Origin of the sequence: Caballeronia sp. AZ10_KS36 (assembly GCF_023631105.1) — a bacterium.
Lineage (GTDB): Bacteria > Pseudomonadota > Gammaproteobacteria > Burkholderiales > Burkholderiaceae > Caballeronia.
The window spans coordinates 185,131-207,407 of sequence record NZ_JALQDQ010000013.1; the positions used below are offsets into that span (position 1 = coordinate 185,131).

Annotated in this window: 25 protein-coding genes and 1 tRNA gene; 13 read left to right on the forward strand and 13 right to left on the reverse strand. The window is 64.2% G+C overall.

The annotated features are described in order from the left end of the window. The first annotated feature begins 4 nt into the window (after window positions 1-4). Together NCR35_RS07530 and NCR35_RS07535 are read left to right on the forward strand one after the other, a co-directional pair. On the forward strand, window positions 5-934 hold the full coding sequence (locus NCR35_RS07530; protein ID WP_250533865.1) for an ABC transporter permease: 930 nt from the start codon (window positions 5-7) through the stop codon (window positions 932-934). Window positions 935-1,125: 191 nt separating this feature from the next. After that, on the forward strand, window positions 1,126-2,211 hold the full coding sequence (locus NCR35_RS07535) for a BMP family ABC transporter substrate-binding protein (protein WP_250533866.1): 1,086 nt from the start codon (window positions 1,126-1,128) through the stop codon (window positions 2,209-2,211). 81 nt (window positions 2,212-2,292) lie between these two features. Here NCR35_RS07535 and NCR35_RS07540 read toward each other — a convergent pair whose 3' ends face one another. The 4 genes from NCR35_RS07540 to NCR35_RS07555 all read right to left on the reverse strand — a co-directional run bounded on the left by NCR35_RS07540 (window position 2,293) and on the right by NCR35_RS07555 (window position 5,410). Beyond that, window positions 2,293-2,502 (reverse strand): dodecin, encoded by a 210-nt coding sequence (locus NCR35_RS07540; RefSeq protein ID WP_175940183.1) that lies wholly within the window; start codon window positions 2,500-2,502, stop codon window positions 2,293-2,295. Window positions 2,503-2,609: 107 nt separating this feature from the next. Then, complete coding sequence (locus NCR35_RS07545; protein WP_206468060.1) at window positions 2,610-3,101, reverse strand: hypothetical protein; 492 nt, start codon at window positions 3,099-3,101, stop codon at window positions 2,610-2,612. Window positions 3,102-3,438: 337 nt separating this feature from the next. Then, the gene (mscL, locus tag NCR35_RS07550; protein ID WP_250533867.1) at window positions 3,439-3,882 is read right to left on the reverse strand and encodes a large conductance mechanosensitive channel protein MscL; all 444 of its coding nucleotides are present in this window, start codon (window positions 3,880-3,882) and stop codon (window positions 3,439-3,441) included. Window positions 3,883-4,024: 142 nt separating this feature from the next. Further along, window positions 4,025-5,410, reverse strand: coding sequence for a DUF2252 domain-containing protein (locus tag NCR35_RS07555; RefSeq protein ID WP_250533868.1), 1,386 nt, complete (start codon window positions 5,408-5,410; stop codon window positions 4,025-4,027). Between the two features lie 194 nt (window positions 5,411-5,604). On the opposite strand from NCR35_RS07555, the gene glgX reads away from it, so the two are divergent. Continuing rightward, window positions 5,605-7,818: a glycogen debranching protein GlgX gene (glgX, locus tag NCR35_RS07560; RefSeq protein ID WP_250533869.1), complete on the forward strand. Its 2,214-nt coding sequence runs from the start codon at window positions 5,605-5,607 to the stop codon at window positions 7,816-7,818. A gap of 315 nt (window positions 7,819-8,133) precedes the next feature. Here glgX and NCR35_RS07565 read toward each other — a convergent pair whose 3' ends face one another. The 3 genes from NCR35_RS07565 to NCR35_RS07575 all read right to left on the reverse strand — a co-directional run bounded on the left by NCR35_RS07565 (window position 8,134) and on the right by NCR35_RS07575 (window position 10,817). Next, complete coding sequence (locus NCR35_RS07565) at window positions 8,134-9,378, reverse strand: tetratricopeptide repeat protein (protein ID WP_250533870.1); 1,245 nt, start codon at window positions 9,376-9,378, stop codon at window positions 8,134-8,136. Window positions 9,379-9,501: 123 nt separating this feature from the next. Continuing rightward, window positions 9,502-10,182 carry a PspA/IM30 family protein gene (locus tag NCR35_RS07570; RefSeq protein ID WP_250533871.1) on the reverse strand — a complete coding sequence of 227 codons (681 nt, stop codon included), beginning with the start codon at window positions 10,180-10,182 and terminating at the stop codon, window positions 9,502-9,504. Window positions 10,183-10,406: 224 nt separating this feature from the next. Beyond that, window positions 10,407-10,817, reverse strand: a complete 411-nt coding sequence (locus NCR35_RS07575; RefSeq protein ID WP_250533872.1) for a plasmid mobilization protein — start codon at window positions 10,815-10,817, stop codon at window positions 10,407-10,409. Between the two features lie 555 nt (window positions 10,818-11,372). Between NCR35_RS07575 and NCR35_RS07580 the strand changes: the two genes are divergently transcribed. Beyond that, complete coding sequence (locus tag NCR35_RS07580; protein ID WP_250533873.1) at window positions 11,373-13,916, forward strand: penicillin-binding protein 1A; 2,544 nt, start codon at window positions 11,373-11,375, stop codon at window positions 13,914-13,916. Window positions 13,917-13,978: 62 nt separating this feature from the next. Here NCR35_RS07580 and NCR35_RS07585 read toward each other — a convergent pair whose 3' ends face one another. From NCR35_RS07585 to NCR35_RS07595, 3 genes are all read right to left on the reverse strand, one after another. Further along, complete coding sequence (locus NCR35_RS07585; RefSeq protein WP_250533874.1) at window positions 13,979-14,428, reverse strand: copper chaperone PCu(A)C; 450 nt, start codon at window positions 14,426-14,428, stop codon at window positions 13,979-13,981. A 7-nt stretch (window positions 14,429-14,435) separates the two neighbouring features. Further along, window positions 14,436-14,798, reverse strand: coding sequence for a copper resistance CopC family protein (locus NCR35_RS07590; RefSeq protein ID WP_250533875.1), 363 nt, complete (start codon window positions 14,796-14,798; stop codon window positions 14,436-14,438). An 84-nt stretch (window positions 14,799-14,882) separates the two neighbouring features. Beyond that, window positions 14,883-15,248 carry a DUF2946 domain-containing protein gene (locus tag NCR35_RS07595; RefSeq protein ID WP_250533876.1) on the reverse strand — a complete coding sequence of 122 codons (366 nt, stop codon included), beginning with the start codon at window positions 15,246-15,248 and terminating at the stop codon, window positions 14,883-14,885. A 230-nt stretch (window positions 15,249-15,478) separates the two neighbouring features. Between NCR35_RS07595 and NCR35_RS07600 the strand changes: the two genes are divergently transcribed. Next, window positions 15,479-15,555 (forward strand) — tRNA-Met (locus NCR35_RS07600). Between the two features lie 177 nt (window positions 15,556-15,732). Beyond that, window positions 15,733-16,230, forward strand: coding sequence for a heme-degrading domain-containing protein (locus tag NCR35_RS07605; RefSeq protein ID WP_250533877.1), 498 nt, complete (start codon window positions 15,733-15,735; stop codon window positions 16,228-16,230). Window positions 16,231-16,267: 37 nt separating this feature from the next. Here the strand turns inward: NCR35_RS07605 and NCR35_RS07610 are convergent, their stop codons facing one another. Then, complete coding sequence (locus tag NCR35_RS07610) at window positions 16,268-16,585, reverse strand: hypothetical protein (protein ID WP_502801657.1); 318 nt, start codon at window positions 16,583-16,585, stop codon at window positions 16,268-16,270. A gap of 329 nt (window positions 16,586-16,914) precedes the next feature. Between NCR35_RS07610 and NCR35_RS07615 the strand changes: the two genes are divergently transcribed. From NCR35_RS07615 to NCR35_RS07640, 6 genes are all read left to right on the forward strand, one after another. Further along, complete coding sequence (locus NCR35_RS07615) at window positions 16,915-17,187, forward strand: hypothetical protein (protein ID WP_250533879.1); 273 nt, start codon at window positions 16,915-16,917, stop codon at window positions 17,185-17,187. Then, on the forward strand, window positions 17,187-17,546 hold the full coding sequence (locus tag NCR35_RS07620) for a hypothetical protein (RefSeq protein ID WP_250533880.1): 360 nt from the start codon (window positions 17,187-17,189) through the stop codon (window positions 17,544-17,546). Before NCR35_RS07615 ends, NCR35_RS07620 begins: the two co-directional genes overlap by 1 nt. A 177-nt stretch (window positions 17,547-17,723) precedes the next feature. Beyond that, a complete protein-coding gene (locus NCR35_RS07625; RefSeq protein WP_248322148.1) occupies window positions 17,724-18,011 on the forward strand; it encodes a DUF1488 family protein in 288 nt (95 codons plus the stop codon). Between the two features lie 200 nt (window positions 18,012-18,211). After that, entirely contained in the window at window positions 18,212-18,400 is a 189-nt protein-coding gene (locus tag NCR35_RS07630; RefSeq protein ID WP_250533881.1) for a hypothetical protein, read from the forward strand. A gap of 73 nt (window positions 18,401-18,473) precedes the next feature. Continuing rightward, window positions 18,474-19,106, forward strand: coding sequence for a TetR/AcrR family transcriptional regulator (locus tag NCR35_RS07635; RefSeq protein ID WP_250533882.1), 633 nt, complete (start codon window positions 18,474-18,476; stop codon window positions 19,104-19,106). Between the two features lie 39 nt (window positions 19,107-19,145). Beyond that, on the forward strand, window positions 19,146-20,258 hold the full coding sequence (locus NCR35_RS07640; RefSeq protein ID WP_250533883.1) for an enoyl-CoA hydratase/isomerase family protein: 1,113 nt from the start codon (window positions 19,146-19,148) through the stop codon (window positions 20,256-20,258). A 33-nt stretch (window positions 20,259-20,291) separates the two neighbouring features. On the opposite strand, the gene NCR35_RS07645 is transcribed toward NCR35_RS07640, so the two are convergent. After that, window positions 20,292-20,717, reverse strand: a complete 426-nt coding sequence (locus NCR35_RS07645; RefSeq protein WP_175940213.1) for a hypothetical protein — start codon at window positions 20,715-20,717, stop codon at window positions 20,292-20,294. 93 nt (window positions 20,718-20,810) lie between these two features. Next, window positions 20,811-21,053, reverse strand: a complete 243-nt coding sequence (locus tag NCR35_RS07650; protein WP_250533884.1) for a hypothetical protein — start codon at window positions 21,051-21,053, stop codon at window positions 20,811-20,813. 143 nt (window positions 21,054-21,196) lie between these two features. On the opposite strand from NCR35_RS07650, the gene dusA reads away from it, so the two are divergent. Continuing rightward, on the forward strand, window positions 21,197-22,201 hold the full coding sequence (gene dusA / locus NCR35_RS07655) for a tRNA dihydrouridine(20/20a) synthase DusA (protein ID WP_250533885.1): 1,005 nt from the start codon (window positions 21,197-21,199) through the stop codon (window positions 22,199-22,201). Window positions 22,202-22,277: the final 76 nt, after the last annotated feature.

The window sequence follows — 22,277 nt, forward strand, 5'->3', positions numbered from 1 at the left end:
GAAGATGGATATCAATCAAGCCAGCAATCTCGCATCGAGCGCGGTCATCGCGGCCATTCCGCTGATGTACGCGGGCGCGGGCGAACTCGTCGCGGAGAAGTCCGGCGTGCTCAACCTGGGCGTCGAAGGCATGATGCTGATGGGCGCGGTCGCCGGCTACGCGGTCACGTCGATCACGGGCAGTCCGTGGCTCGGCATTCTCGCGTCGGTATTCGCCGGGCTCGCGATGGCGCTGCTGTTCGGCTTCCTCACCATCACCATGCTCGCGAATCAGGTCGCCACGGGCCTGTCGCTGACGATCTTCGGCATCGGATTCTCGGCGTACGTCGGCAAGCCGTACACGTCGGCTGCGGTGCGCGCGACCATCGACGTGCTGCCGATTCCCGGCCTCTCGTCGATTCCCGTTCTCGGCCCGGCGATCTTCTCGCTGACGCCGCTCGGCTATCTCGCGTTCATCATGTTCGCGGTGATCGGCTGGTTCCTGTACAAGACCCGCGCGGGGCTCGTGCTGCGCTCGGTCGGCGAATCGCCGGCGGTGGCGCATTCGGTCGGATTTCCGGTGGTCGGTGTGCGCTACTGCGCGACGCTTTTCGGCGGCGGCATGGCGGGCATCGCGGGCGGCTACTACTCGATCGTCTATCTGCACGTCTGGCAGGAGCAACTGACCTCAGGCCGCGGCTGGATTGCGCTCGCGCTCGTCGTCTTCGCGACGTGGCGGCCGGGGCGTCTCCTCATCGGCGCGCTGCTTTTCGGCGCGGTGATGGCGCTGCAGTTCTACGCGCAGGCCATCGGCGTGCCGGTGCCGACGCAATTTCTCGCGATGCTGCCGTATATCGCGACCATCGTCGTGCTCGTGCTGATCTCGCGCAACCCGAACACGATCAAGCTCAACGCGCCTGCATCGCTCGGCAAGCCGTTTTTCGCGGCGAGTTAAAGCGCGTGGCGTGCCGGCATTTTGCATTCGCGGTACCGCATGCAAAGTGCCGCATTCAATTTGCGCGATCGGTGTGTGTTGTTCCGCCACCGCACCGCGTGCGCCTGAGGTTCCGCCGCGTTTTTTGACCGACGAAACTTCAGGCGAACCGTTTTCCGTTTTGCATACAACATCCAAAGAGGAGCATCACGATGCAGAAAACCTGGCTGAAGGCGATCACGGCCACTGTCGCGCTCTCCGCGACGCTCGCCGCCGCGAGTGCGCAAGCCGCCGACGCCCCGGGCGTCGCCTTCGTCTATCTCGGCAATCCGGGCGATGCGGGCTGGACCTTCGCGCACGACGCCGGCAGCAAGGAAGCCGAAGCGAAGTTCGGCAACAAGATCAAGATCACGCGCGTGGAAAACGTGCCGGAATCCGCGGACTCGGAACGCGTGTTTCGCGATCTGGCGAACAAGGGCAACAAGGTGATCTTCGGCACGAGCTTCGGCTATCAGGACTTCCAGCTGAAGGTCGCGAAGGACTTTCCGGACACGATCTTCCTGACCGCAACGGGCTTCAAGAAGGCGAAGAATTTCGGCACGTACGACGTGCGCATGTACCAGGGCGCGTATCTCGCGGGCATCGCGGCGGCCTATGTGACGAAGACGAATACGCTCGGCTTCGTGGCGTCGGTGCCGATTCCCGAGGTGGTCCGCAACATCAACGCGTACACGTTGGGCGCGCGTTCGGTGAATCCGAAGATCCATACGAAGGTCATATGGATCAATAGCTGGTTCGATCCGGGCAAGGAAAAGCAGGCGGCCGAGACGCTGATCGGGCAGGGCGCGGACGTGCTGTTGCAGAACACGGATTCGAACGCGACGCTCAACACCGCGAACGAAAAGCATGTGCACGCGTTCGGCTGGGATTCGAACATGAAGAAGTTCGGCCCGGATGCGCATCTCGGCTCGGTTGTCGCGCACTGGGGCGTGTACTACAACGACGTGATCCAGAAGGTGCTCGACGGCAAGTGGAAGAACGATCCGGTGTGGCTCGGCATCCCGCAAAAGGCCGTGGACCTGGAGGACCTGAACACCGGCGCGATTCCGGCGAAGGCGGTGCAGGCCGTTGCCGCCAAGCGTGACGAACTGCACTCGGGCAAGTGGGATGTGTTCAGCGGTCCGATCAAGGATCAGTCGGGCGCAGAGAAGGTGCCGACGGGCAAGACGCTGTCGGACCCGGAAATGCAGCGTATCAACTGGTATGTGGAGGGCGTGGACGGGTCGCTGCCGAAGTAAGGCGCGTCGTCACCTGAAACGAAAACCGCGCCCGAGGGCGCGGTTTTCACTTACCGCATGCAAAACGCCGACACTCGACGCTCAATCATCGATCCGCAGCCCCACCTTGATCGTCACCTGCCAGTGCAGGACTTCGCCGTTTTCGATATGCCCGCGCGTCTCGGTCACTTCAAACCAGTGCATATTGCGCAAGGTCTTCGAGGCCTTGGCCAGCGCGACGCGCACGGCGTCATCGCTCGATTGCGTCGAGGAGCCGGTGAGTTCGATCTGCTTATAGACGTGATCCGACATGCTGTTCTCCTTGTGGTTTGCTCGGACTTCGATCCAGCAAGGCGCGCGCCACGGCGCAGCAAGGCCGCCGTGTCACGCGGAAGATATCGAATGCAAAATGCCGGCGGTCAACGCAGCGGACGCGAAGCGGCGTCGCCTGCATCCTGACGGCGCGTGCCGCGGCGTCTGCGAGCCGAAACGGTCGCGCCGAATTCGCTCAGAATCTGCGTGCGGGCGCGGCTTGCGAAGACAAGAAAGCCGAAGCCGTTCGCCTCGTACCAGTAGCCGCCGTTCTCGAGCCCGTCGAGCGGCTGCTCCAGAGCATTCGTGATGGATTCGACGCAGCGCCGGTGCAGCTCGTCGATGGCCGGGTAGGGCGGCTGGGCGCCGCGCACACTGCACAGCAGGACATCGAGTCCTGGCAGCGCATGGGCGTACAGCACCGGTTCGTCCTGCGCGCGAGCGCGTGCAATCTTGGTATCCAGCTGGCCGAACGGCTTGAAATGCCGCAGCACGGCGAGAAACGACTCATCGCCATCAGCCTTCACGCGTCTACGCTTTTTCGGGAAGGACATAAAAACTCGCCTGAAAAAGAATTGCAAGAAACGCAGCGTCCTCATGCGGCCACTCCCGTCTTGCGTGCCGCACGTCGATCTTTTATAGCGCATCGATGTGATCGGGTCACGGTGATTCGGGCCTCCGGAACGCGCGATCGGCAAAATTGCCGACAGGCGTCAGAAGCGCATGAATCGTGCCGATGACCCGTTGGCGGCCCGCTGGCATCCCCTCGGCATTTCCTATGGGTATCTATCTGACATCTGTCTCAATAATAGTCCTGCTGTGCGCCGCGCGAATAGCCTTCGCGAAGAAAAAAAGCGCCCATGCTAACGAAAGGCGGATAGGGCGCCCCAAAGCGGGGCTCCAAGGGCCTGCTCTGCGCGCGACCCCCACGCTCGTCTAGACGCGCGGCGTCTTCTTGAGTTCGTCGCGGATCTCGCGCAGGAGCAGGACGTCTTCGGGCGGCGCGGCGGGTGCCGGCGCTTCGGTGGGCTTGCGCAGATTGTTGATGAACTTGACCATCAGAAAGATGATGAATGCCAGGATGATGAAGTTGATCAGCACGGTAATGAACGAGCCGTAGCCGAACACCGCCACGCCCGCCGTTTGCAGATCCTTGTACGAATCGGGATTGCCTTTGAAGGTCGGCGGTATGTGGCCGAGCCGGATGAAGAGATTCGAGAAATCGAGCCCGCCTGTCGCGAGGCCGACGACCGGCATGATCAAATCCTTGACGACGGAGTTCACGATGGTCGAGAACGCGCCCCCGATGATGACGCCCACTGCGAGGTCCATGACGTTGCCCTTGAGGGCGAAATTCTTGAATTCTTCGATCATGCTCATGCGGGGATTCCTCCTTTTCAGGTCTGAAACGATTGTTGTGAACACGCAGCCATCGAGCGCGAGCAGAACCACGCAAGCCGTGCATTCCGCTCGCAGGCAAGGCAATGATAGTCAATCCGGTCGCGCGTCGCGGGGCGAGTGACTACGCGGCCTGAACGCGCCCCACGCTGATCGCCGCACAAAAGGCCGCATGATCCGCGACGGTCTGGGCGCCGTATCGCTCGGCCCAGACCGCGTAGGCGGCATCGAGCTTGTCGGATGCGCCGCAGTAGCCCGCGATCAGCGCCGGGTCGCCGGTGCGGGCATGCGCGCGGGCGAGCAGCAGTCCGAGACACCACGCGTAGAAGTCGAACGTCGCGCCATGCAGCCAGTCGACGGGAACGGAGCCGCGGATCTGCTTCATCTGGCGTACGTAGAAATCGCGCCCCGCGATGGTCGTCCAGCCGAGCAGCGCATCCGATGAGCTTTGCAGAAGCCGCTGACCATGCACCACGCGCCTGCCCTGATGCCGGAACGGCTCTTCGAGCGGCGGCACGAACGGCGCGGCAGCCGGCACGATGCCTTCCTTCACTTGCATGAAGATCGGGTCGCCGAGTGCGCGGCCGATCAGCAGCACCAGATACGCACGCGTGCCGACGCTTCCGACGCCCACCACGCGATGGGCGACATCGACGACATCGTAGCGTTCGAGCATCATGCGCCACTCGCCCGCGATGGTCTGCAGATACGCCCTGAAGCCGTCGATGACGTGATTTTTCTCGGCGGCGTCGAGTTGCGTGAGGATCGGCGGGTCGACCTTGAAGCGCCAGCTTTTGCCGGCGGGCTCCGCGACCTTGGCCAGCATCGTCGCGTGCGAGCGTTTCATTGCGCGCTCGACGGTGCGCTCGATCGTGGCTTTTTCGTCGGCGTCGAGATGCGTGGGCGCGTCGATGTGCAGCGCGCTCGCGTAAGAGCGCATCTGCCACAAATCGTACGGGCTCACCTGGCGCAGTTCGTTCATCGTCGTGCGGTACGCCTCGCACGCGGAACGCACGGCGCGCTCCCGGCCTTCCATGTCCACGCTGTTTTCGCGGGCCGCGACGTTGATGCTCGCGGTCAGGCGCTTCAGGTCCCATTCCCACGGGGCGACGATCGTCTCGTCGAAATCGTTCAGATCGAACACGACGTCCTGACGCGGCGTGCGAAAGAGGCCGAAATTGTTGATGTGCGCGTCGCCGTCGATCATCACGTTGTGGCCGATCGACGGCGATCTCGACAGATCCCAGGCCATGACGGTCGCCGCGCCGCGCAGGAACGCGAACGGCGATTCGGCCATGCGCGACATGCGCAGCGGCACGAGCCGCGCCTGCCGTCCCGCGTTGACGGCGAGCACGCGCTCGACGGGATCGGGGCGGTCCGGCTCCGGCTGCCAGTTCGCGTGGGCTTCGAAAGGGATGGCGTCGCGCAGCGCGCGGCCGGCGGCGCGGCTTTCATCGGCGGTGCCGCTTGCTTGCGATGTCGTCGGGATGGAGTTGAAGCGCGTGGACAAACGTGTCTCCTTCGGCGAGCGAATGCTGCATGTGCGATGGACAGGTCAGCATACCGCAGTTCGCGCGCGGCTTTCGAGGGCGCTGGCGTCGTCGCTGCGGGCACATGCCTTGCTCTTACCCAATCCGCTTATTGCCGTGCAATGCGGCACCCCTATCCCGACGCATCGCGCGTCATTCTCTGCAGATCATCCTCATGCCGAATCAATTCCGCATTGCCGAAGGGTCCCCGTTTCCGCTTGGCGCGACATGGGACGGAAACGGCGTCAACTTCGCCCTGTTTTCCGCGAACGCGACGAAAGTCGAACTGTGCCTCTTCGACGAGAAAGGCGAAAAGGAAACGCAGCGCATCGAGCTGCCCGAATACACCGACGAAGTCTGGCACGTCTATCTGCATGGACTGGCGCCGGGCGCCGTGTACGGCTACCGCGTGCACGGGCCTTACGAGCCGGAGAACGGACATCGCTTCAATCCGAACAAGCTGCTGCTCGACCCGTACGCGAAAGCGCACGTCGGCGAGATGAAGTTCGACCCGGCGCTCTTCGGCTATACGCTCAACGCAGAAGGCGACGATCTCACGTTCGACGAACGCGACAGCGCGCCCTTCATGCAGAAATGCCAGGTGATCGACCAGAACTTCACGTGGACGCATGCGACGCGCGTGCGCGTGCCGTGGGAACACACCATCTTCTACGAGACGCACGTGCGCGGCTTCACGAAGCGCCATCCGGCGATTCCGGAAAACATGCGCGGCACTTTCGAAGGGCTCGGGCAGAAGGAAGTGGTCGACTACATCAAGAGCCTCGGCGTGACGTCCGTCGAGCTGCTGCCGATCCACGCGTTCGTGAACGACAGCTATCTGCTCGACAAGGGCCTCACGAACTACTGGGGCTACAACAGCATCGGCTTCTTCGCGGCCGATCCGCGCTATTTTTCGCGTGGGCCGGGCGTCGTCGCGGAGTTCAAGGAGATGGTCGACCGCTTGCACGAAGCCGGCCTCGAAGTGATCCTCGACGTGGTCTACAACCACACGGCGGAAGGCAACGAGCGCGGGCCGACGCTATCGTTCCGCGGCATCGACAACGCCTCGTACTACCGGCTGATGCCCGAGCAGACGCGCTACTACATCAACGACACGGGCACGGGCAACACGCTCAATCTCTCGCATCCGCGCGTCTTGCAGATGGTCACCGACAGCCTGCGTTACTGGGTGACGGAGATGAACGTCGACGGCTTCCGTTTCGATCTCGCGACCATTCTCGGCCGCGAGCCGTATGGCTTCGACGAAGGCGGCGGCTTCCTCGACAGTTGCCGCCAGGACCCGATTCTCTCCAGCGTCAAGCTGATCGCGGAACCGTGGGATTGCGGTCCGGGCGGCTATCAGGTCGGCGGCTTCCCGCCGGGCTGGGCCGAATGGAACGACCGCTATCGCGATACCGTGCGCGCGTTCTGGAAGGGCGACGAAGGCGAATCCGCGGAACTGGCGACGCGCATCACCGCTTCGGGCGACAAGTTCAACAAGCGCGGGCGTCGTCCGTGGGCGAGCGTGAACTTCATCACGGCGCACGACGGCTTCACGCTCAACGATCTCGTTTCCTACAACGACAAGCACAACGAGGCGAACGGCGAGGACAACAAGGACGGTCATTCGGACAACAAATCGTGGAACTGCGGCGTCGAAGGTCCGACCGACGATCCGGAGATCCGCGCGTTGCGCGAGCGGCAGAAGCGCAATCTGCTCGCGACGCTCCTGTTCTCGCAAGGCACCCCGATGGTCCTCGCGGGCGACGAGTTCGGCCGCACGCAGCAGGGCAACAACAACGCGTATTGTCAGGACAACGAGATCAGCTGGGTCGACTGGGAAGGCATCGACGACGACGGCCGCGCGCTGACCGAGTTCGTGCGCAAGCTGACGACGCTGCGTCATACGCTGCCGGTGCTGCGACGCCAGCGGTTCCTGACGGGCGAAGTCCGCGAAGACCTGGAGGTGGCCGACGTGACTTGGCTCAGCCCGAGCGGCGACGCGCTCACGCCCGAGCAGTGGGACGACCCGGGCATGCGCTGCTTCGGCGTGGTGATCGACGGCCGCGCGCAGGCCACCGGCATCCGCAAGCCGGCATCGGACGCGACGCTTCTGTTGATCGTGAACGCGTACCACGATGTCGTCGATTTCACGCTGCCGGACATTCCCGGCCCTGACCAGTGGAGCTGTCTGATCGACACGAACGCGCCGGTCCGCGAGGAACTGCCGCAGTTCGATTCGGGCGATGTCTATCAGGTCACGGGCCGGTCGCTGCTGCTTTTCGCGCTTCAGGCGCGCGGCGCGACTCGACGCGTATTCGAGCGGCTGGAGGAGGCGTTGACCGACGAAGTGCCGCCGGAGCAGGGCGACACGCCGTCCGCCAGTTGACGCATGTGCTCCCGCCGATCACGCGGGAGCTCACGCCGATTGGTTATCATGCGATCTTTGCAATCGCAAAAGGCGGCGCAAGCCGCCTTTTTTGTTTCCACGATGCCTCTTTCAAGCCCCCTCGCATGATCCTGCACACGTTCTTGCGCGTGGCGACGTGGGATCAGCTCGAACGCATCTGGGAATTCATCGTCGGCTTCTTCAAATTTCTGTGGGCGCTGCTGCGCTTTCTGGGCGGCGGCTGAAGCAAGCATAGAAAAGAATAAGGCCCCGCGAGCGGGGCCTTCTTGCTTGCCTGTGGCTCGACAAAGCGGTTCAGGTGTCGCGCCAGTTGTCGTCGTTGCTGCCGAGATCGAGACCGCCTCCGCCGCCGCTGCCGCCGCCGTCATCCCAGTCGTTCGATCCGTTGCCGAAGTCCAGGCCGCCGCCATTGTTGTTGCCGAAGTCGAGGCCGCCATTGTCGTTGCCGGCGTCGCGGCGTTCGACCGGCACTTCGCGCTCGATCACGCGGTCGCGTCCGTGCGACATGGCTTCGCCGAGCAGCACGCCGGTCAACAGGCCGCCCATGCCGCCACCGAACCCGCCGCCGCCTTGCTGGATGATGACGGGCGGCTGCTGCCCTTGCGGCGGATACGGTCCCTGCTGCGGATACGGCGCCTGCGGACCGTATGGCTGCTGGCCGCGCCCGAAGCGGTCGGCTTCCTGCGCGAACGGCGACTGGCCTTGCGCACCGGCATTCGCCGCATTCGCCGCATTCGCCGCATTCGGATCCGGCCGGCCCTCGGCGCGCGCCTTCAGACTCGCCACCTGATTTTCGAGATCCTCGATGGCGTAGGGCGGTACCGGATTCTTCGCGTTCGAGAGCGACTCCACCATCTCGCGCAACTGCGTTTCCGCGCTTTCGACGTCGCGCAGCAGCGCCTCATGACCGGGCGCGGTCGAGAGCCGCACGTCGAGCTTCAGCGTACGCACGTCGTTGAGCAACTCGGTTGCGCGTTTGAGCTGCGCGCGGCGGTCGTCCTGGCTGCGGCCGTCGTCGCGGGCGCGGGCGCGTCGCAGGCCCCAGCGCAGCACCAGCGCAATCGCCGCGATCAGTACCGCGAGGCCGATCCACATGCTCATCGACGGGCCATGCTTCTGCGGCGCGGCGGCTTGCGCCGGGTTGAACGGATTCAGCGCGACCGAGCCGTTGGAGCCGCGATTGGTCGTCGCATTGGCGCGGCTGGCGTCGTTGCGGATGCGCGCTTCGGTGGATGCGAAGCGCGACGGGTCCGTGAAGCTCAGCGACGGATCGAGCGTCTTCGCCTGCTGCAAGTGCGAAAGCGCGTCGCTCGCGCGGCCTTCGCGGTCCAGCACCTGCGCGTAGAGATAATGCGCGTGCGCGTTCTTCGGATGCGCGTCGAGCACTTCGCTCAACTGCGCGTCGGCTTTCTGCCAGTCGCCCTGCGTCATCGATTGCTCGACCTGCTGCGCGGTCGGCACGGCGGCCAATGCGAGCGGCGAAGCGACCGACAGCGCGAGGGACATCGATAAGGCGAGAGCCGTCAAAGTCTTTTTCATGTGCGGGCCGGGCGTTGCGACGCCCGTCTCCATTCGAAGCTGCGATCGGTGATTGCCGAGACATCGCAAGGCGGATACCCGAAAGCGCAAAAGTCCGCGAAGCGGCGGCGGCAGCCACCGTGGTTACTGCGCCGGCGTATTCAACTGCTTTTTCAGCGCTTCCAGACGGTCTTCCACCGAAGGACCGCGATTGAGCGCAGCCAGCTTGTCGTCGAGCGCCTTGCCGGACTTCTGGTCCGCCGAATTCAGACGCGCGTCGGAGCGGGCGTTCGCGAGCTGGACCTTGTCCTCCAGCTTTTGAAAATCTTCCGACAGGTTCTTTCCGCCGATGCCGCCGAGCGCCGTCGCGGCGGTGTCCTTCGCCTGCGCGATCTGCTGCTTCGCCTGAAGGATGTTCGAGCGCGCGTTGAGATCGTTGCGGCGCTGGCGCATGTCGGCGATCTGCTGCTTCAGGTGATCGACCGAAGGCACGAGCGTTTGCAGTTCTGCGGCGAGCGCGTCGCGCTCCGTTTCCGCGTTGGCTTGTGCCGCGAGCGCCTCGCGTGCGAGACCTTCGTCGCCGCTTTGCAGCGCGCGCTTGGCGCCGTCTTCGTACTTCCTCGCTTTCTCGGCGGCTGCGTCGCGCTTGCTTTGCTGCGTGGCGACCTGCGCCTCGATCTCGATCAGCGAGTTCTCCGCCTTCGCGATGCTGTCGTCCAGTTCGCGCACGATCTGGCGGGCGTCGCGCGAGGGGTCCTGCATGGTGTCGGCGGCATCGTTCAGCAGACCTTTGACGGTGCGCGAGATGGAATCGAAAAGCGACATGTATGTATCTCCTGGATGAAAACCACGGACCACTAGACCGCGGCTGGCGCGCCGCGCATCGAATGTGAGGCGCCGCGCCTGGAATGCAAGCGCAAGCAAGCCGCATTCACGCGCGGGTTTACCCGTTCATTAGAGCACGTCGCGACTTAATATGGACTTAAGCAAGGTGAAGGAATGTAACGGCTACGCAGACGCGCGCCGTGAAGAGAGGACTGTGGACTAGCCTAACCGCCGAGCCGTTCGTCGCCGGTCAGCGAGGCGTCTTCGCCGGCGCTGTCGGTGTGGTCGCGGCTCACGGGAACGCTTGCCGTCGCCACCGTCGATGCAGCCGCCGCCGCAGCCTGCGATCGCGCGATCTTGGCCGCGCCCGCGGCGGCTTCGCGCGCCTCGCGGGCCGCTGCCTTGGCGGCCACGCTGCGCAGCGCGACATCGAGCGGATCGGGGGCTTTCGGCGCGCGCAGACGGTCGACGATGCCCGCCACCTTGATCTGCTCGCTCGTCGCGTTGAAGTTGAGCACCGCCCGCCGCATGAGTTCGCTCACGCTGATGCCGAGGTCGTCCGCGGTCTTGCTGATGGCGAGCTTTTGCGCGGGGGTCACGAATACAACGATGCGTTCGGTAGGCTTGGTCGTCATGAGCGGCTCGCAGACAGTAAGGCGATTGCAAACATCGCATGCGCGGTCCCGATGCCGGGATCGCTCACTTCGTTACCGCAGGTCGTTCGCCGGCGAAAAGGCCCGGCTATACATGTATCCATCATATCGGTTCGCGAGGCCGCTGTGCGTGCTCGCGGTCCCCTATCGTCGCCGGAATGCGCGCCGTGGGTCAGCGTATGAGCGTGCACGAAAAAGCGCGCCCGATCAACGGTTTAACTATTTTCTCATAGGGTTGTCCACAAGGCTCTCAACACTTTCTGTGGGTAAGCGCACGTTGTCGTTGGCCCGCTTCTTCGAGTCGCCCGACGTCATTTGCTTACAAAAAATGCCTGCCCATTCTGTAGCGGTCCGTCCGAATTCTTTAAAATGTGCCGTTACTCTTCGGTCGGACCGGCTCACGCATTCGCTCGCCGGTCGTTGCCGCGCTTGCGTTCTTCCTCGCGCGCTTTGTCCGCCGCCTGATCCGCTTCTTTCGATACGCCGCGCAGTGCGCGCCACCAAGCGCGCTATAAAGCGCGCCGAACCATCCCAGTCATGCCTATCATCAAACGCCCCGACTCTTCGAATTCATCGCGACCCGATCGCGAGCCGCGCTGGAACGACTCACGCAACGACTCGGGGGCAGGCCGCGACGGCGGCGGTCGGGGTGGCAATGGCCGCAACGGCCGGAACAATGGCAATGACCGGGACGGGCGCGATGGCGGCCGCTCGGTATTCGGGCGCATCGCGCTGTGGTTCGCGGGTCTCGCGGCGGTGGCGGCAGTGGTCGGCGCGCTCATCGTGGGCTATGCGCTCGTCGTGATGGAGCCGAACCTGCCGTCGCTGAACGCGCTCATCGACTATCGGCCGAAGGTGCCGCTGCGCGTCTACACGGCGGATCACGTGCTGATCGGAGAATTCGGCGAAGAGCGGCGCAGCCTCGTGCGCTTTCAGGACATCCCGGACCAGATGAAAAAAGCGGTCCTCGCGATCGAAGACTATCGCTTCTACGATCACGGCGGCGTCGATTTCATCGGTATCCTGCGCGCGGGCGTGACCGACCTGATGCACGGCGGCGCATCGCAGGGCGCGAGCACGATCACGATGCAGGTCGCGCGCAACTTCTTCCTGTCCAGCGAGAAGACGTACACGCGCAAGGTCTACGAGATGCTGCTCGCGTACAAGATCGAGCGCGCGCTCACGAAGGACCAGATTCTGGAGCTGTACATGAACCAGATCTATCTGGGCGAGCGCGCATACGGTTTTTCGGCCGCCGCGCGCGTGTACTTCGGCAAGGACCTGAAGGACATCACGCTCGCCGAAGCCGCGATGCTCGCCGGTCTGCCGAAGGCGCCGTCCGCGTATAACCCGGTCGTGAATCCGAAGCGCGCGAAGGTGCGCCAGCAGTACATCCTGAAGCGCATGCTGGACCTCAACTTCATCACGCGCGAACAGTACGATCAAGCCATCGCCGAGGAAATCCACACGAAATCGGCGGGCACCGAGTACGGCGTGCATGCGGAATACGTCGCGGAAATGGTGCGGCAGATGATGTACGCGCAGTACAAGGAAGAGACCTACACGCGCGGCCTCACGGTGACGACGACCATCGACTCGGCCGATCAGGACGCCGCTTACCGCGCCGTGCGCAAAGGCGTGATGGACTACGAGCGGCGTCACGGCTATCGCGGGCCGGAGGGCAACATCGCGCTGCCGTCGGCGGCGGATGACCGCGCTGAAGCCATCGAAGACGCGCTCGTCGATCATCCGGACAACGGCGATCTCGTCGCGGCCGTGGTGACGGCGGCGAGCCCGAAGCAAGTGAGCGCGCAGTTCGTCGGCGGCGAGACGGCGACGATCGCGGGCGAAGGGCTGCGCTTCGTGGCAGCGGCCTTGCGCAGCAATGCGTCGAAGGCGCTCGCCATCCGGCCGGGGTCGATCATCCGCCTGACGAAGGACGCGAAGGACAACTGGCAGGTCACGCAGTTGCCGCAGGTGGAAGGCGCGCTCGTCTCGATGGTGCCGCAAGACGGCGCGATTCGCGCGCTCGTGGGCGGCTTCGACTTCAACAAGAACAAGTTCAATCACGTCACGCAGGCTTGGCGTCAGCCGGGTTCGAGCTTCAAGCCGTTCATCTACTCGGCGGCGCTCGACAAGGGTCTCGGACCGGCGACCATCATCAACGACGCGCCGCTGTACTTTCCGGCGCCCGCGGGCGGCGAGCCGTGGGAGCCGAAGGACGACGATCAGCCCGACGGCCCGATGTCCATGCGCACCGGCTTGCAGAAGTCGAAGAACCTCGTGTCGATCCGCATCCTGTCGTATATCGGCACGGGCTACGCGCAGGACTTCGTTACACAGAAGTTCGGCTTCGACAAGGACAAGACGCCGCCGTATCTGCCGCTTGCGCTGGGCGCCGGGCTCGTCACGCCATTGCAACTGAGCGGCGCGTATTCGGTGTTCGCAAACGGCGGGTATCGCATCAATCCGTATCTGATCGCGCAGGTCGCGGATGCGCGCGGCACCGTGATTTCGCGCGCCGATCCGCTGACCGCCGGCGCGAATGCGCCGCAGACGCTCGAACCGCGCAACGCGTACGTGATGAACAGCCTGCTGCACACCGTCGCGACGTCGGGTACGGGCTCGGGCACTAACGTGCTGAAGCGCAACGACTTGCAGGGCAAGACCGGCACGACCAACGACGCGAAGGACGGCTGGTTCGCGGGCTATCAGCATCAGCTCGTCGCGGTGGCGTGGATGGGTTACGACCAGCCGAAGTCGCTCGGCACGAAGGAGTTCGGCGCGCAGCTCGCGCTGCCGATCTGGGTCGAGTACATGGGACGCGCGCTGCGCGGCATCCCGCAACAGCAGATGGCCATGCCCGACGGCGTGACGACCGTCGACGGCGAACTGTTCTTTGCGGACCGCACGCCGGGCGCGGGCTTCGTCGCGAGCATCGGTCTCGACAATACGAACCCGATGGCGGGCGATTCGACGACCGCGGGCGGCGTCGGCCCGGCGGGCATGCAGGCGCCGCCGGTGCCGCAAGTCACCACCGACGAGCGCAAGCAGATCATGGACATGTTCAACCGGCCCTGATCGGCTTGCTCCAAGAAAAAACGCGCCGTGGCTGGCGCGTTTTTTTTACGTTCGGCGGCGAGTTACTTGCCGACCGTCGCCGCGGATTTCACCGCGCACTCAACGTTGAGCGTGCTCTTGTCGGAGAAGGTGAGGGCGAGGGAAATCGTCGAGCCGACCTTGAGCGGCTTGGCGGGCTGTTCCATCATCAGGTGATAGCCCTTCGGCGCGAATTCCAGCGAGCCGTGCGCGGGCACCTCGACGGTATCGACGGGCGCCATCGTCGCCGTGCCGCCCTTGTTCTCCGACTTGTGCATCATCGTCATGGCGAACGCGGGACTCGTTGCGGCGGTGAGCGTCGCGGGCGAATCGCCGTTGTTCGACACGACGAAGTAGCCCGACGACGGCAGAGTCGGCGGCATCGCGCGGACCCAGCAATCATGCGCTTCTAGCGTGGCCGCGTGCGCGGCGCTGGCGAAGACGGCGAACGACGCGCATGCGAGCGCGCCCGAGAGGAATGTGTTCTTGTTCAAAGCGGCCTCACTTGACCGTGAAGTTATAGTGACCTTGCGTGCGATGACCGTCGGCTGCGACCGCGGTCCATTGCACCGTATAGACGCCCGGCGCGAGATCGCCGAGGGCGACGCTCATGTGCTTCTTGTCGTTCGCATCGACGGCCGACTTCGCGGTGTTGACTTGCGTGCCGTGTGCGTCGGTGACGAGAAGGGAGCTGAACGTCGGCTCGATGCGTTCACCGAACTCGATGGAGACTTCGTGCGGCGCGCTGACCGTCGCGCCGGGGCCGGGTTGCTGGAGCTTCGGCAGCGCGTGCGCGAGCGCCAGTTGCGTGGAAGCGGCCAGCGCGAGGGCGAGCACGCTCCGCAATGCGGATTGGAACGTCATGGTGTGTCCTGTCGAAAATATGGTGCCGCGACGCGCGTTATCGCTTCGCAGAGAAGCGGATCACGAATGCGGATGATGGGCGATTCAGCCAATCAAGGGCGGCGCGCGAGGCTGGGCGTTAGGGAAGCGTTTGAGATGTGACGCGCTGTCTCCGCTGGCTACCGAGAAAGCGTCGCGCAGGAAGTTCGCGAACGCAGTCGCTCGAACGAAACTCGGTGGCGTCGGCGCGTGTCCGACGAAGCCGCAATAGCCGCAGGCGTCGAGCGCGCCGACGGCGCTGTGGCCGGCATGGTGCGCAGAGTGGATGTCATCAGGCGTATCGATGCGCGACGCGCATATCGAGGCGAGCAGGGCTTCGAAAGGCTCGGCCTTGAGCGTCTGCGATACGACGGGCGCGAGCGAGAGAAGCAGCATCGCCCATACCGCCGCGATGCCGCCGATCTTTCTCATGATGCCGCGCCGCAAGGAATGCATGCCTGTTCCCGAGCCGATAATCGATAGCGGCGATAACCGATGCCGCTGAACGGGCGATTATGCCATGCACGAAAGTGCGGCTTTCCTGATGCGCTCGGTGCGGGACGAGTCGAATCGACGCAGCGCTCGGGCAGCTTATCAAGCATCAATCGTCATGGACCGTTGCTTTTCCATAAACGATGCTCTATAATCTTTTCTTCGACGGACGCGGGGTGGAGCAGTCTGGCAGCTCGTCGGGCTCATAACCCGAAGGTCGTAGGTTCAAATCCTACCCCCGCAACCAAATTCAAGGGGTTACAGTGCTTCGGCCTGTAACCCCTTTCTGTTTTTCAGCCGGTCTATTTTCTCCGAGCGTCAGTATTCCTATCGAATGGCTCACCCTAGCGCTCACCCTAGCGCGCGCCCGTGTCAAAATCCCGCATTCGACAACCGACACCACGCTAACGAAAAGGCGCCGCTCATGGACATTCCGCACGACCTGCAAACCATCGCGCATCAGGAAAACACGCTCGTCTTTCCGCAGTTTCACGCCGATCAGGCGTGGCAACTTGGCACGCAATTGCGCGAGATGGCGCTGGCGCGCGATGCTGCCGTGGTGATCGACGTGCGCACCTTCGGTCAGCGGCTCTTCTTCGCCGCGCTCGACGGCACGAGCCCGGACAACGCGCGCTGGGCCGAGCGCAAATCGAAGACGGTCGAGCACTTTCGGCGCAGCTCGTATGCCATCGGTCTCACGCTGCAACAGGCGGGCACCACGCTCGCCGACAAGTTCGGCCTCGATCCCGCGCAGTTCGCGTCGCACGGCGGCAGTTTCCCGATCCGCGTCGCGAGTGCCGGCGTCATCGGGTCAGTGACGGTGTCGGGCCTGCCGCAGCGTGGCGATCACCAGATGGTCGTCGAAGCGCTCTGCGCCGTGCTCGGCCACGGTTTCGCGGCACTGTCGCTGGACCATAGCTGAAGGGGCGGCCACGCGGGCAAAGAAGTCGCCGGTTGGCTCACTTGCACCGCACGATCATCGAACGGTTCTTCACGTTTGCCGAGATCACGTTGCTGATGCCGCCGCCGCTCGGCCCGCCTTCCTCGTTGTCCTTCGAGACGATGTCATAGCCCGTCGCGCCGCACGCCTTGCCCGCGAGCACATAGCAGCTCGCCCAGCTCGAGCCTGCGTCCGCGCCGCTGCAATTGACGGCATAGCCCGTCTGGCCATCCGGCAAATTGATCAGCGACGCTTCGTTCGACGACGCGCACGCGCCGAGGCTCGCGACCACGACCATGGCCGCGCCAATGCTCGCCGCACGCCATGCTTTCGGCATCGTGCTTGCGCACGCCGGGAGTCGGCGCATCGGCCGATCGTTTCGATTCATCTTTTCCTCGTTGTGTTTCGGAGCCGCCGTATTTTGGGATGAGCATTGTCCCATAGGCCGCTTGCATGACGCCGACCAGACCGGCAGGCAGCCGTGCGGGCGCAATGCTTGCGATGCGTGAATCGACGAACTCGCGAAACCGATCGCCGCCGCTGAATCGTGAACTATTTTCCGCGTCGCGCGCCTTATGACTACCGGGGCATCGGTGCGATTTGCCGTCCAACGCATGATGGAGCGCGACCGAACACACATCCCGGAATACATACGGAGGCAATGGAATGGTCGACAGAGTGACGGGCCCTTATCGAGGCTATTACATCAGCGCATCGGCGCGGCTCGTTCCGACGCACGACGCGAAGCCCGGTGACGCCGGCACGGCGATTTATGTCGGGTCCGTGAGTCTTGCCCAGAACGGCCCCGACGAGCCGCGTCACTTCGAGGCGCTGGTCGATCTCGGTCCCGAGCAGCGCTTCGCCACGGAAGACGAAGCGCTTGCAAGCGTCGAGAAGGCGGCGCGCGATTACATCGACCGACTGCTGCAACCGACGTGATGCGCCCGATCCATCTTCGCCATGCGGTGCTCTACGATATCGCGAACTGCCTCGTCGACCTGTTTCCGATCGGCGCGGACATCATCGAGATCGGCGGCGGAGCCGATGCGGCGCCCGCGCTATTCGTAAGCTGGCGCACGGGCGGGGTGGCGAATCATGCGGGGAACATCGGCTGGGGCGTGCATTACCGCTTCGACGCGCGAGTGCTGCGCGACTATCCGCCTTTGTCGGATGAAGCGCGGCAGCGCGTCTGCGAGCGCGTGCGCGACATGACGCGTTCGCTCGATTTCAATTACACAGACCCGCTCGCGAGTTCGCTGCTCGTCGTGGATGTGAACGAGGACGTGCTCGATCCCTGAGGTGCCTGCGCGCGGCGGCGCTGGACCCCACGGCGCGAGCGCGAGTACCATAGACCGCGAATCGATTCACGCGCACGCCAGCGAAGCGGTGCCCGCGTACCGAACCCAATGCGTCAACCTCACCGCGTGCGGGTACGAGCACCGCCTGCCGTCCGCCGCCCGATCCACGAGAGTCTCATGAACATTCGTTTTCTTTCCGACGCGCCCGATTATCGCGATTCCAATCTCACGATCGAATTTGCCGCGCTCGTCGATGGCCGACGCGTGCCATGCGCGATTTCCGTCGAAGCGCTCGAAGATCACTTCGGCGCGAAGACTTTCGACAGCGCCGGCTGGATCGATGCCTTCGATGCAGGCCGCGCCCGCATCGAAGCCGTCGCGCGCGAACATCTGCAGGTCACCCAGGGCATGCCGGTGCTGCTGAAAAGCGGCCACTTTCCGCCGGGGCGCGTGATCGTCGAATAGCGGCAGCGCGTGTAACGGCGTTACGCGCTGATCGACCGTCCAGCCCGCGCCTGAAACGGCTGCATGCGCTTTCCCGCAGCGCAGCAACAGAGTAAGATCCTGCCATTGTGCCGCTTGCGATGCGATTCGCACGGCATGTCACTTGCTCACCAGCCTTTGTAAGCGTTGAGCAGCCATTATAAAAATCGCGCGGGGTCGTCATGTTTCATTCCTTTCTTCACGCGCTCGTCGAGTCCAATGCACTGTGGCTCATCTGGGCGGCTGTCGGTGTCCTGATTCTGGGATTTTGCATCGTGTTTTCGTCGGTCGTGCTCGGCGAGTCCGAAGAGCCGCTGTATCGCGCGGCATCCGGATCTCGGCGCGACGACGACGGTCAGATGATCGTCTGACCCTCTCCGGTCCTCGAGTTCGCCAGTTCGCGACTCGTCTTCGAAAGCGACATCCAAACGGGCGGAGCCGGCCATGCCTCGTATGAGTGTCGACGACGCGCGCACGCGCCAGTCTCGACATAATAAGAAGCAGCAGCGCGACGCGCTGCGTGAGCGCATACTCGAAGTCTCGCGCGGCATTGTCAAACGGGAAGGGCTCGCGTCCCTCTCGATGCGCAAGCTCGCGGAAGCGATCGATTACTCGCCTGCCGCGCTGTATCTGCACTTTCGGAATCGCGGCGAGATCGAGCGGGCGTTGCGCGAAGAAGGTCTCGCGCAACTGCGCGCGGCGTTCGCGCCGCACGCGAGCATCGCGGATGCCGCTGCGCGCCTGAGAGCGTTGGGGCGCGCCTATGTGCAGTTCGGACTCAGCGAGCCGGAAACCTACCGCCTGATGTTCATGGACCATGTGTCTGCCAACGGCGCGAACATGCCGGACGACAACGCCGCCATGCTTTCGCTGATAGCGGACGCATTCCTTGAACTGCAGGCAGCGAACCGGCTTGCAAGGCTGCCGGCTGGAGCCCCTGCGGCGGCTTGCGCGCAGGCTTTCTGGGCGAACCTGCATGGCATCACCGCGCTACAATTGAACGGCGCGGCAAGCGCCGACGTCGCGGCGAGAGAACTCGTCGAGTTGTCGCTGGATGCGTGGCTCGCCGCCTGCTGAGTGAAGTGACCGTACGAACCGTTTCGACTTCTCGACACGATGACCACCGAAGACATTCGTATTGACACCGCTAACGGCATCGGCTTCATTGCGCTCGATCGCCCGAAAGCGTTGAACGCGCTGACGCCCGCGATGCTGCACGCCATCGGCGAGGCGTTGCGCGCGTGGCGTCACGATCAGGCGATTCGCGCCGTAATCGTCTACAGCCCGCACGTGCGCGCGTTCTGCGCCGGCGGCGACATCCGTTTCCTCTATGAAGCCGCGAAGGCCGGCGACCGCGATTCGATCGACGCCTTCTTTACCGAAGAGTACAAGCTCAATCACGCCATCTTCACGTTCCCGAAGCCGTATATCGCCGTCGTGAACGGCGTCGTGATGGGCGGCGGCATGGGCATTTCGCAGGGCGCGCATCATACGGGCGGACTGCGCATCGTCACGCAATCCACGAAAATGGCCATGCCGGAAACGCGCATCGGTCTCTTTCCGGATGTCGGCGTGAGCTGGTTTCTCGCCCGCGCGCCCGGCGCAATTGGCCGTTATCTCGCCGCCACCGGCGCGAGCATCGGCCCGGCGGACGCGCTCTATGCCCGCCTGGCCGACGCGTATCTCGACGACGGCGCGCTGCCCGGCCTGATCGAATCGCTGCGTCATCAGCGTTTTCTGGATGGCGTCGCGATCGTACGCTTCGTCGAGAACGAGACCACGAAGTACAAGGTCTCGCCGATCCCGGATACCAGCGCGCTCGCCGAGGCACGCACGCTCATCGACAAGCATTTCGCGGCCGGCAACGGCGCGGCCATTCTCGCTTCGCTGGAGCGGGACGCGGATGCATCCGGCAACGAATGGCTGCGCGCGACGGCGGCCGCATTGCGCGAGCGTTCGCCGCTCTCCGTGGATGTGTCGCTTCAGCAGGTCGACCGCGCGCGCTTCTCGACGATGGCCGAAACGCTGCGCCGCGATCTCGACCTCACGCGCTCGGTCTTCGAGCGGGGCGACGTGCTGGAAGGCATCCGGGCGCGCATCGTCGACAAGGACAACCAGCCGCAATGGAAAGTGGCGCGCGCTGAAGACGTGCGGCCCGATGACGTCGAGCGCATGTTCGACAGCGCCTGGACGCCGGCGACGCATCCGCTGCGATCATTGAAGGACTAACGGAAGCGGCTGCTTCGCCGCTTGTGCTTGCTTTCAGGCGGTCTCGCTGCCCGCCATGAAAGCGCGCATGAACACGAGCGCGCCCCAGCCCCAGATCGCGTTTGCAATGAAGCCTGGCGCGAGGCGCGGCAGCATGTTGCCGCTCGGCCAGATGCCGCGCGCCGGATCGATCACGAACGCGCTGACCGCCGTCAGCACGATGCCGCCGAACACGAGCGCGCCGATCCATGGCGCGCGGTGTTCGGGCGCGACGCGCAACAGCCACGCCATCAATACGCCGAACACGGCGCTCCACAACGCATTGGCGATGAATTCGGGAATGCCGAGCGGCAGAAACGGCGCGGTCGAAAAGCCGGCGGCGTCGATCATTCCGGCTGCGTGCAGCAGCGCGAGCGTCGATTCGCGAAAGAAGAGTGCGGCGAGAAAACCGGAGACGAACGGCAGAATGAGTTTTTGCATTGGCTTACCCGCTGGCGGGCGAGAACGCGGTTCGCGCGAAAATCGGGACGAGCGCCATTATAGGGGCGCGCGCCCGCCAGCCGGAGCCGATGCCTACTTCGCGATGGCGTCGCTCGCGGGACTGTGATGCAGCATACGGTCGCTGTTGGGCGGCGGGGCGGGGCGCTTGACCGGCATGTTGTCGGGATTGTCGGGGCGCGCGGCGCTCGTTGCCGGCGAACCCGGCGCGCCGGGCGGCTTGACCATGGACGCGCCTTCGTCCGGTCGCGCGGTTTGCGCCTGTGCGGCGAACGCCGCGCACAGCAGCGCAGCGGCCGCGATCGATATGCTTTTCATGTCAGTCTCCGCGAGGCTCGACGCACGCGGGCGTCGCATGTTCGGTGTGACAGCCGGCGCGGGGAAAGATTCGGGACGCGCGCCGGGAACCGCGCATTGCGCGCTGCGGTAAAATTGCGGATTAGCCGAACCAGACGTCTGCCATGTCCGCCGCTTCGAAAAACAGCCCCCGCCGTGTGTCCGTCGCCCCGATGATGGACTGGACGGACCGCCATTGCCGTTCGCTGCATCGGATGGTGTCGCATCACGCGTGGCTTTACACCGAAATGGTGACGACCGGCGCGCTGCTCTACGGCGATGTCGCGCGTCATCTCGCGTTCACGCCGGCGGAAGCGCCCGTCGCGCTGCAGCTGGGCGGCAGCGAACCGGCCGATCTCGCGAAGAGCGCGAAGCTCGGCGAGCAATGGGGCTACGACGAGATCAACCTGAACTGCGGCTGCCCGTCGGAGCGCGTGCAGCGGGGCGCGTTCGGCGCATGCCTGATGAACGAGCCGGAACTCGTCGCGGACTGCGTGAAGGCGATGCGCGATGCGGTGTCGATTCCGGTGACGGTCAAACATCGCATTGGCGTCGATGCGGTTGAAGACTACGCGTTCGTGCGCGATTTCGTCGGCACGGTGGCGCAGGCGGGCTGCGAAGTGTTCATCGTCCATGCGCGCAATGCGATCTTGAAGGGCCTGAGCCCGAAGGAGAACCGCGAGATTCCGCCGCTCAAGTACGACTACGCGTACCGGTTGAAGCGCGACTTCCCGCATCTCGAGATTTCGATCAACGGCGGCATCACGACGCTCGACGAAGTGGAGGAGCACCTGAAGCATGTCGATGGCGTCATGCTCGGGCGCGAGGCGTACCACAATCCTTACGTGCTGGCGGGCGTCGATACGCGGTTCTACGGCGCGACGACGCCGGTGCCGACGCGCGAGGAAATCGAAGCTCAACTGATCGACTATGCGCGCGCCGAACTCGCGCGCGGCACGTATCTCGGCGCGGTGACGCGCCATGCGCTGGGGCTATATCGCGGCGTCGCGGGCGCGCGCGGATGGCGGCGCACGCTGTCGGACAGCCGCCGGCTTGCGAAGGGCGATCTGGGGATCTTCGACGAGGCACGCACCTACTTGCGCGAAGCGGCGGAAGCGGTGGAGTCCTGACCGCACGCATCGATCGTAAAAGAATGCTCAAGAGCACTAGGCAAGCAGAAACTTTGTTCGTATAATCTCGCTTCTC

Bases quoted from the DNA above. Each gene is read 5' to 3' on its own strand.
- NCR35_RS07530 (WP_250533865.1), top strand. From the start codon at position 5: ATGGATATCAATCAAGCCAGCAATCTCGCATCGAGCGCGGTCATCGCG.
- NCR35_RS07535 (WP_250533866.1), top strand. From the start codon at position 1,126: ATGCAGAAAACCTGGCTGAAGGCGATCACGGCCACTGTCGCGCTCTCC.
- NCR35_RS07540 (WP_175940183.1), bottom strand. From the start codon at position 2,502: ATGTCGGATCACGTCTATAAGCAGATCGAACTCACCGGCTCCTCGACG.
- NCR35_RS07545 (WP_206468060.1), bottom strand. From the start codon at position 3,101: ATGAGGACGCTGCGTTTCTTGCAATTCTTTTTCAGGCGAGTTTTTATG.
- mscL (WP_250533867.1), bottom strand. From the start codon at position 3,882: ATGAGCATGATCGAAGAATTCAAGAATTTCGCCCTCAAGGGCAACGTC.
- glgX (WP_250533869.1), top strand. From the start codon at position 5,605: ATGCCGAATCAATTCCGCATTGCCGAAGGGTCCCCGTTTCCGCTTGGC.
- NCR35_RS07565 (WP_250533870.1), bottom strand. From the start codon at position 9,378: ATGAAAAAGACTTTGACGGCTCTCGCCTTATCGATGTCCCTCGCGCTG.
- NCR35_RS07570 (WP_250533871.1), bottom strand. From the start codon at position 10,182: ATGTCGCTTTTCGATTCCATCTCGCGCACCGTCAAAGGTCTGCTGAAC.
- NCR35_RS07575 (WP_250533872.1), bottom strand. From the start codon at position 10,817: ATGACGACCAAGCCTACCGAACGCATCGTTGTATTCGTGACCCCCGCG.
- NCR35_RS07580 (WP_250533873.1), top strand. From the start codon at position 11,373: ATGCCTATCATCAAACGCCCCGACTCTTCGAATTCATCGCGACCCGAT.
- NCR35_RS07590 (WP_250533875.1), bottom strand. From the start codon at position 14,798: ATGACGTTCCAATCCGCATTGCGGAGCGTGCTCGCCCTCGCGCTGGCC.
- NCR35_RS07595 (WP_250533876.1), bottom strand. From the start codon at position 15,248: ATGAGAAAGATCGGCGGCATCGCGGCGGTATGGGCGATGCTGCTTCTC.
- NCR35_RS07605 (WP_250533877.1), top strand. From the start codon at position 15,733: ATGGACATTCCGCACGACCTGCAAACCATCGCGCATCAGGAAAACACG.
- NCR35_RS07610 (WP_502801657.1), bottom strand. From the start codon at position 16,585: ATGCCGAAAGCATGGCGTGCGGCGAGCATTGGCGCGGCCATGGTCGTG.
- NCR35_RS07615 (WP_250533879.1), top strand. From the start codon at position 16,915: ATGGTCGACAGAGTGACGGGCCCTTATCGAGGCTATTACATCAGCGCA.
- NCR35_RS07620 (WP_250533880.1), top strand. From the start codon at position 17,187: ATGCGCCCGATCCATCTTCGCCATGCGGTGCTCTACGATATCGCGAAC.
- NCR35_RS07625 (WP_248322148.1), top strand. From the start codon at position 17,724: ATGAACATTCGTTTTCTTTCCGACGCGCCCGATTATCGCGATTCCAAT.
- NCR35_RS07630 (WP_250533881.1), top strand. From the start codon at position 18,212: ATGTTTCATTCCTTTCTTCACGCGCTCGTCGAGTCCAATGCACTGTGG.
- NCR35_RS07635 (WP_250533882.1), top strand. From the start codon at position 18,474: ATGCCTCGTATGAGTGTCGACGACGCGCGCACGCGCCAGTCTCGACAT.
- NCR35_RS07640 (WP_250533883.1), top strand. From the start codon at position 19,146: ATGACCACCGAAGACATTCGTATTGACACCGCTAACGGCATCGGCTTC.
- NCR35_RS07645 (WP_175940213.1), bottom strand. From the start codon at position 20,717: ATGCAAAAACTCATTCTGCCGTTCGTCTCCGGTTTTCTCGCCGCACTC.
- NCR35_RS07650 (WP_250533884.1), bottom strand. From the start codon at position 21,053: ATGAAAAGCATATCGATCGCGGCCGCTGCGCTGCTGTGCGCGGCGTTC.
- dusA (WP_250533885.1), top strand. From the start codon at position 21,197: ATGTCCGCCGCTTCGAAAAACAGCCCCCGCCGTGTGTCCGTCGCCCCG.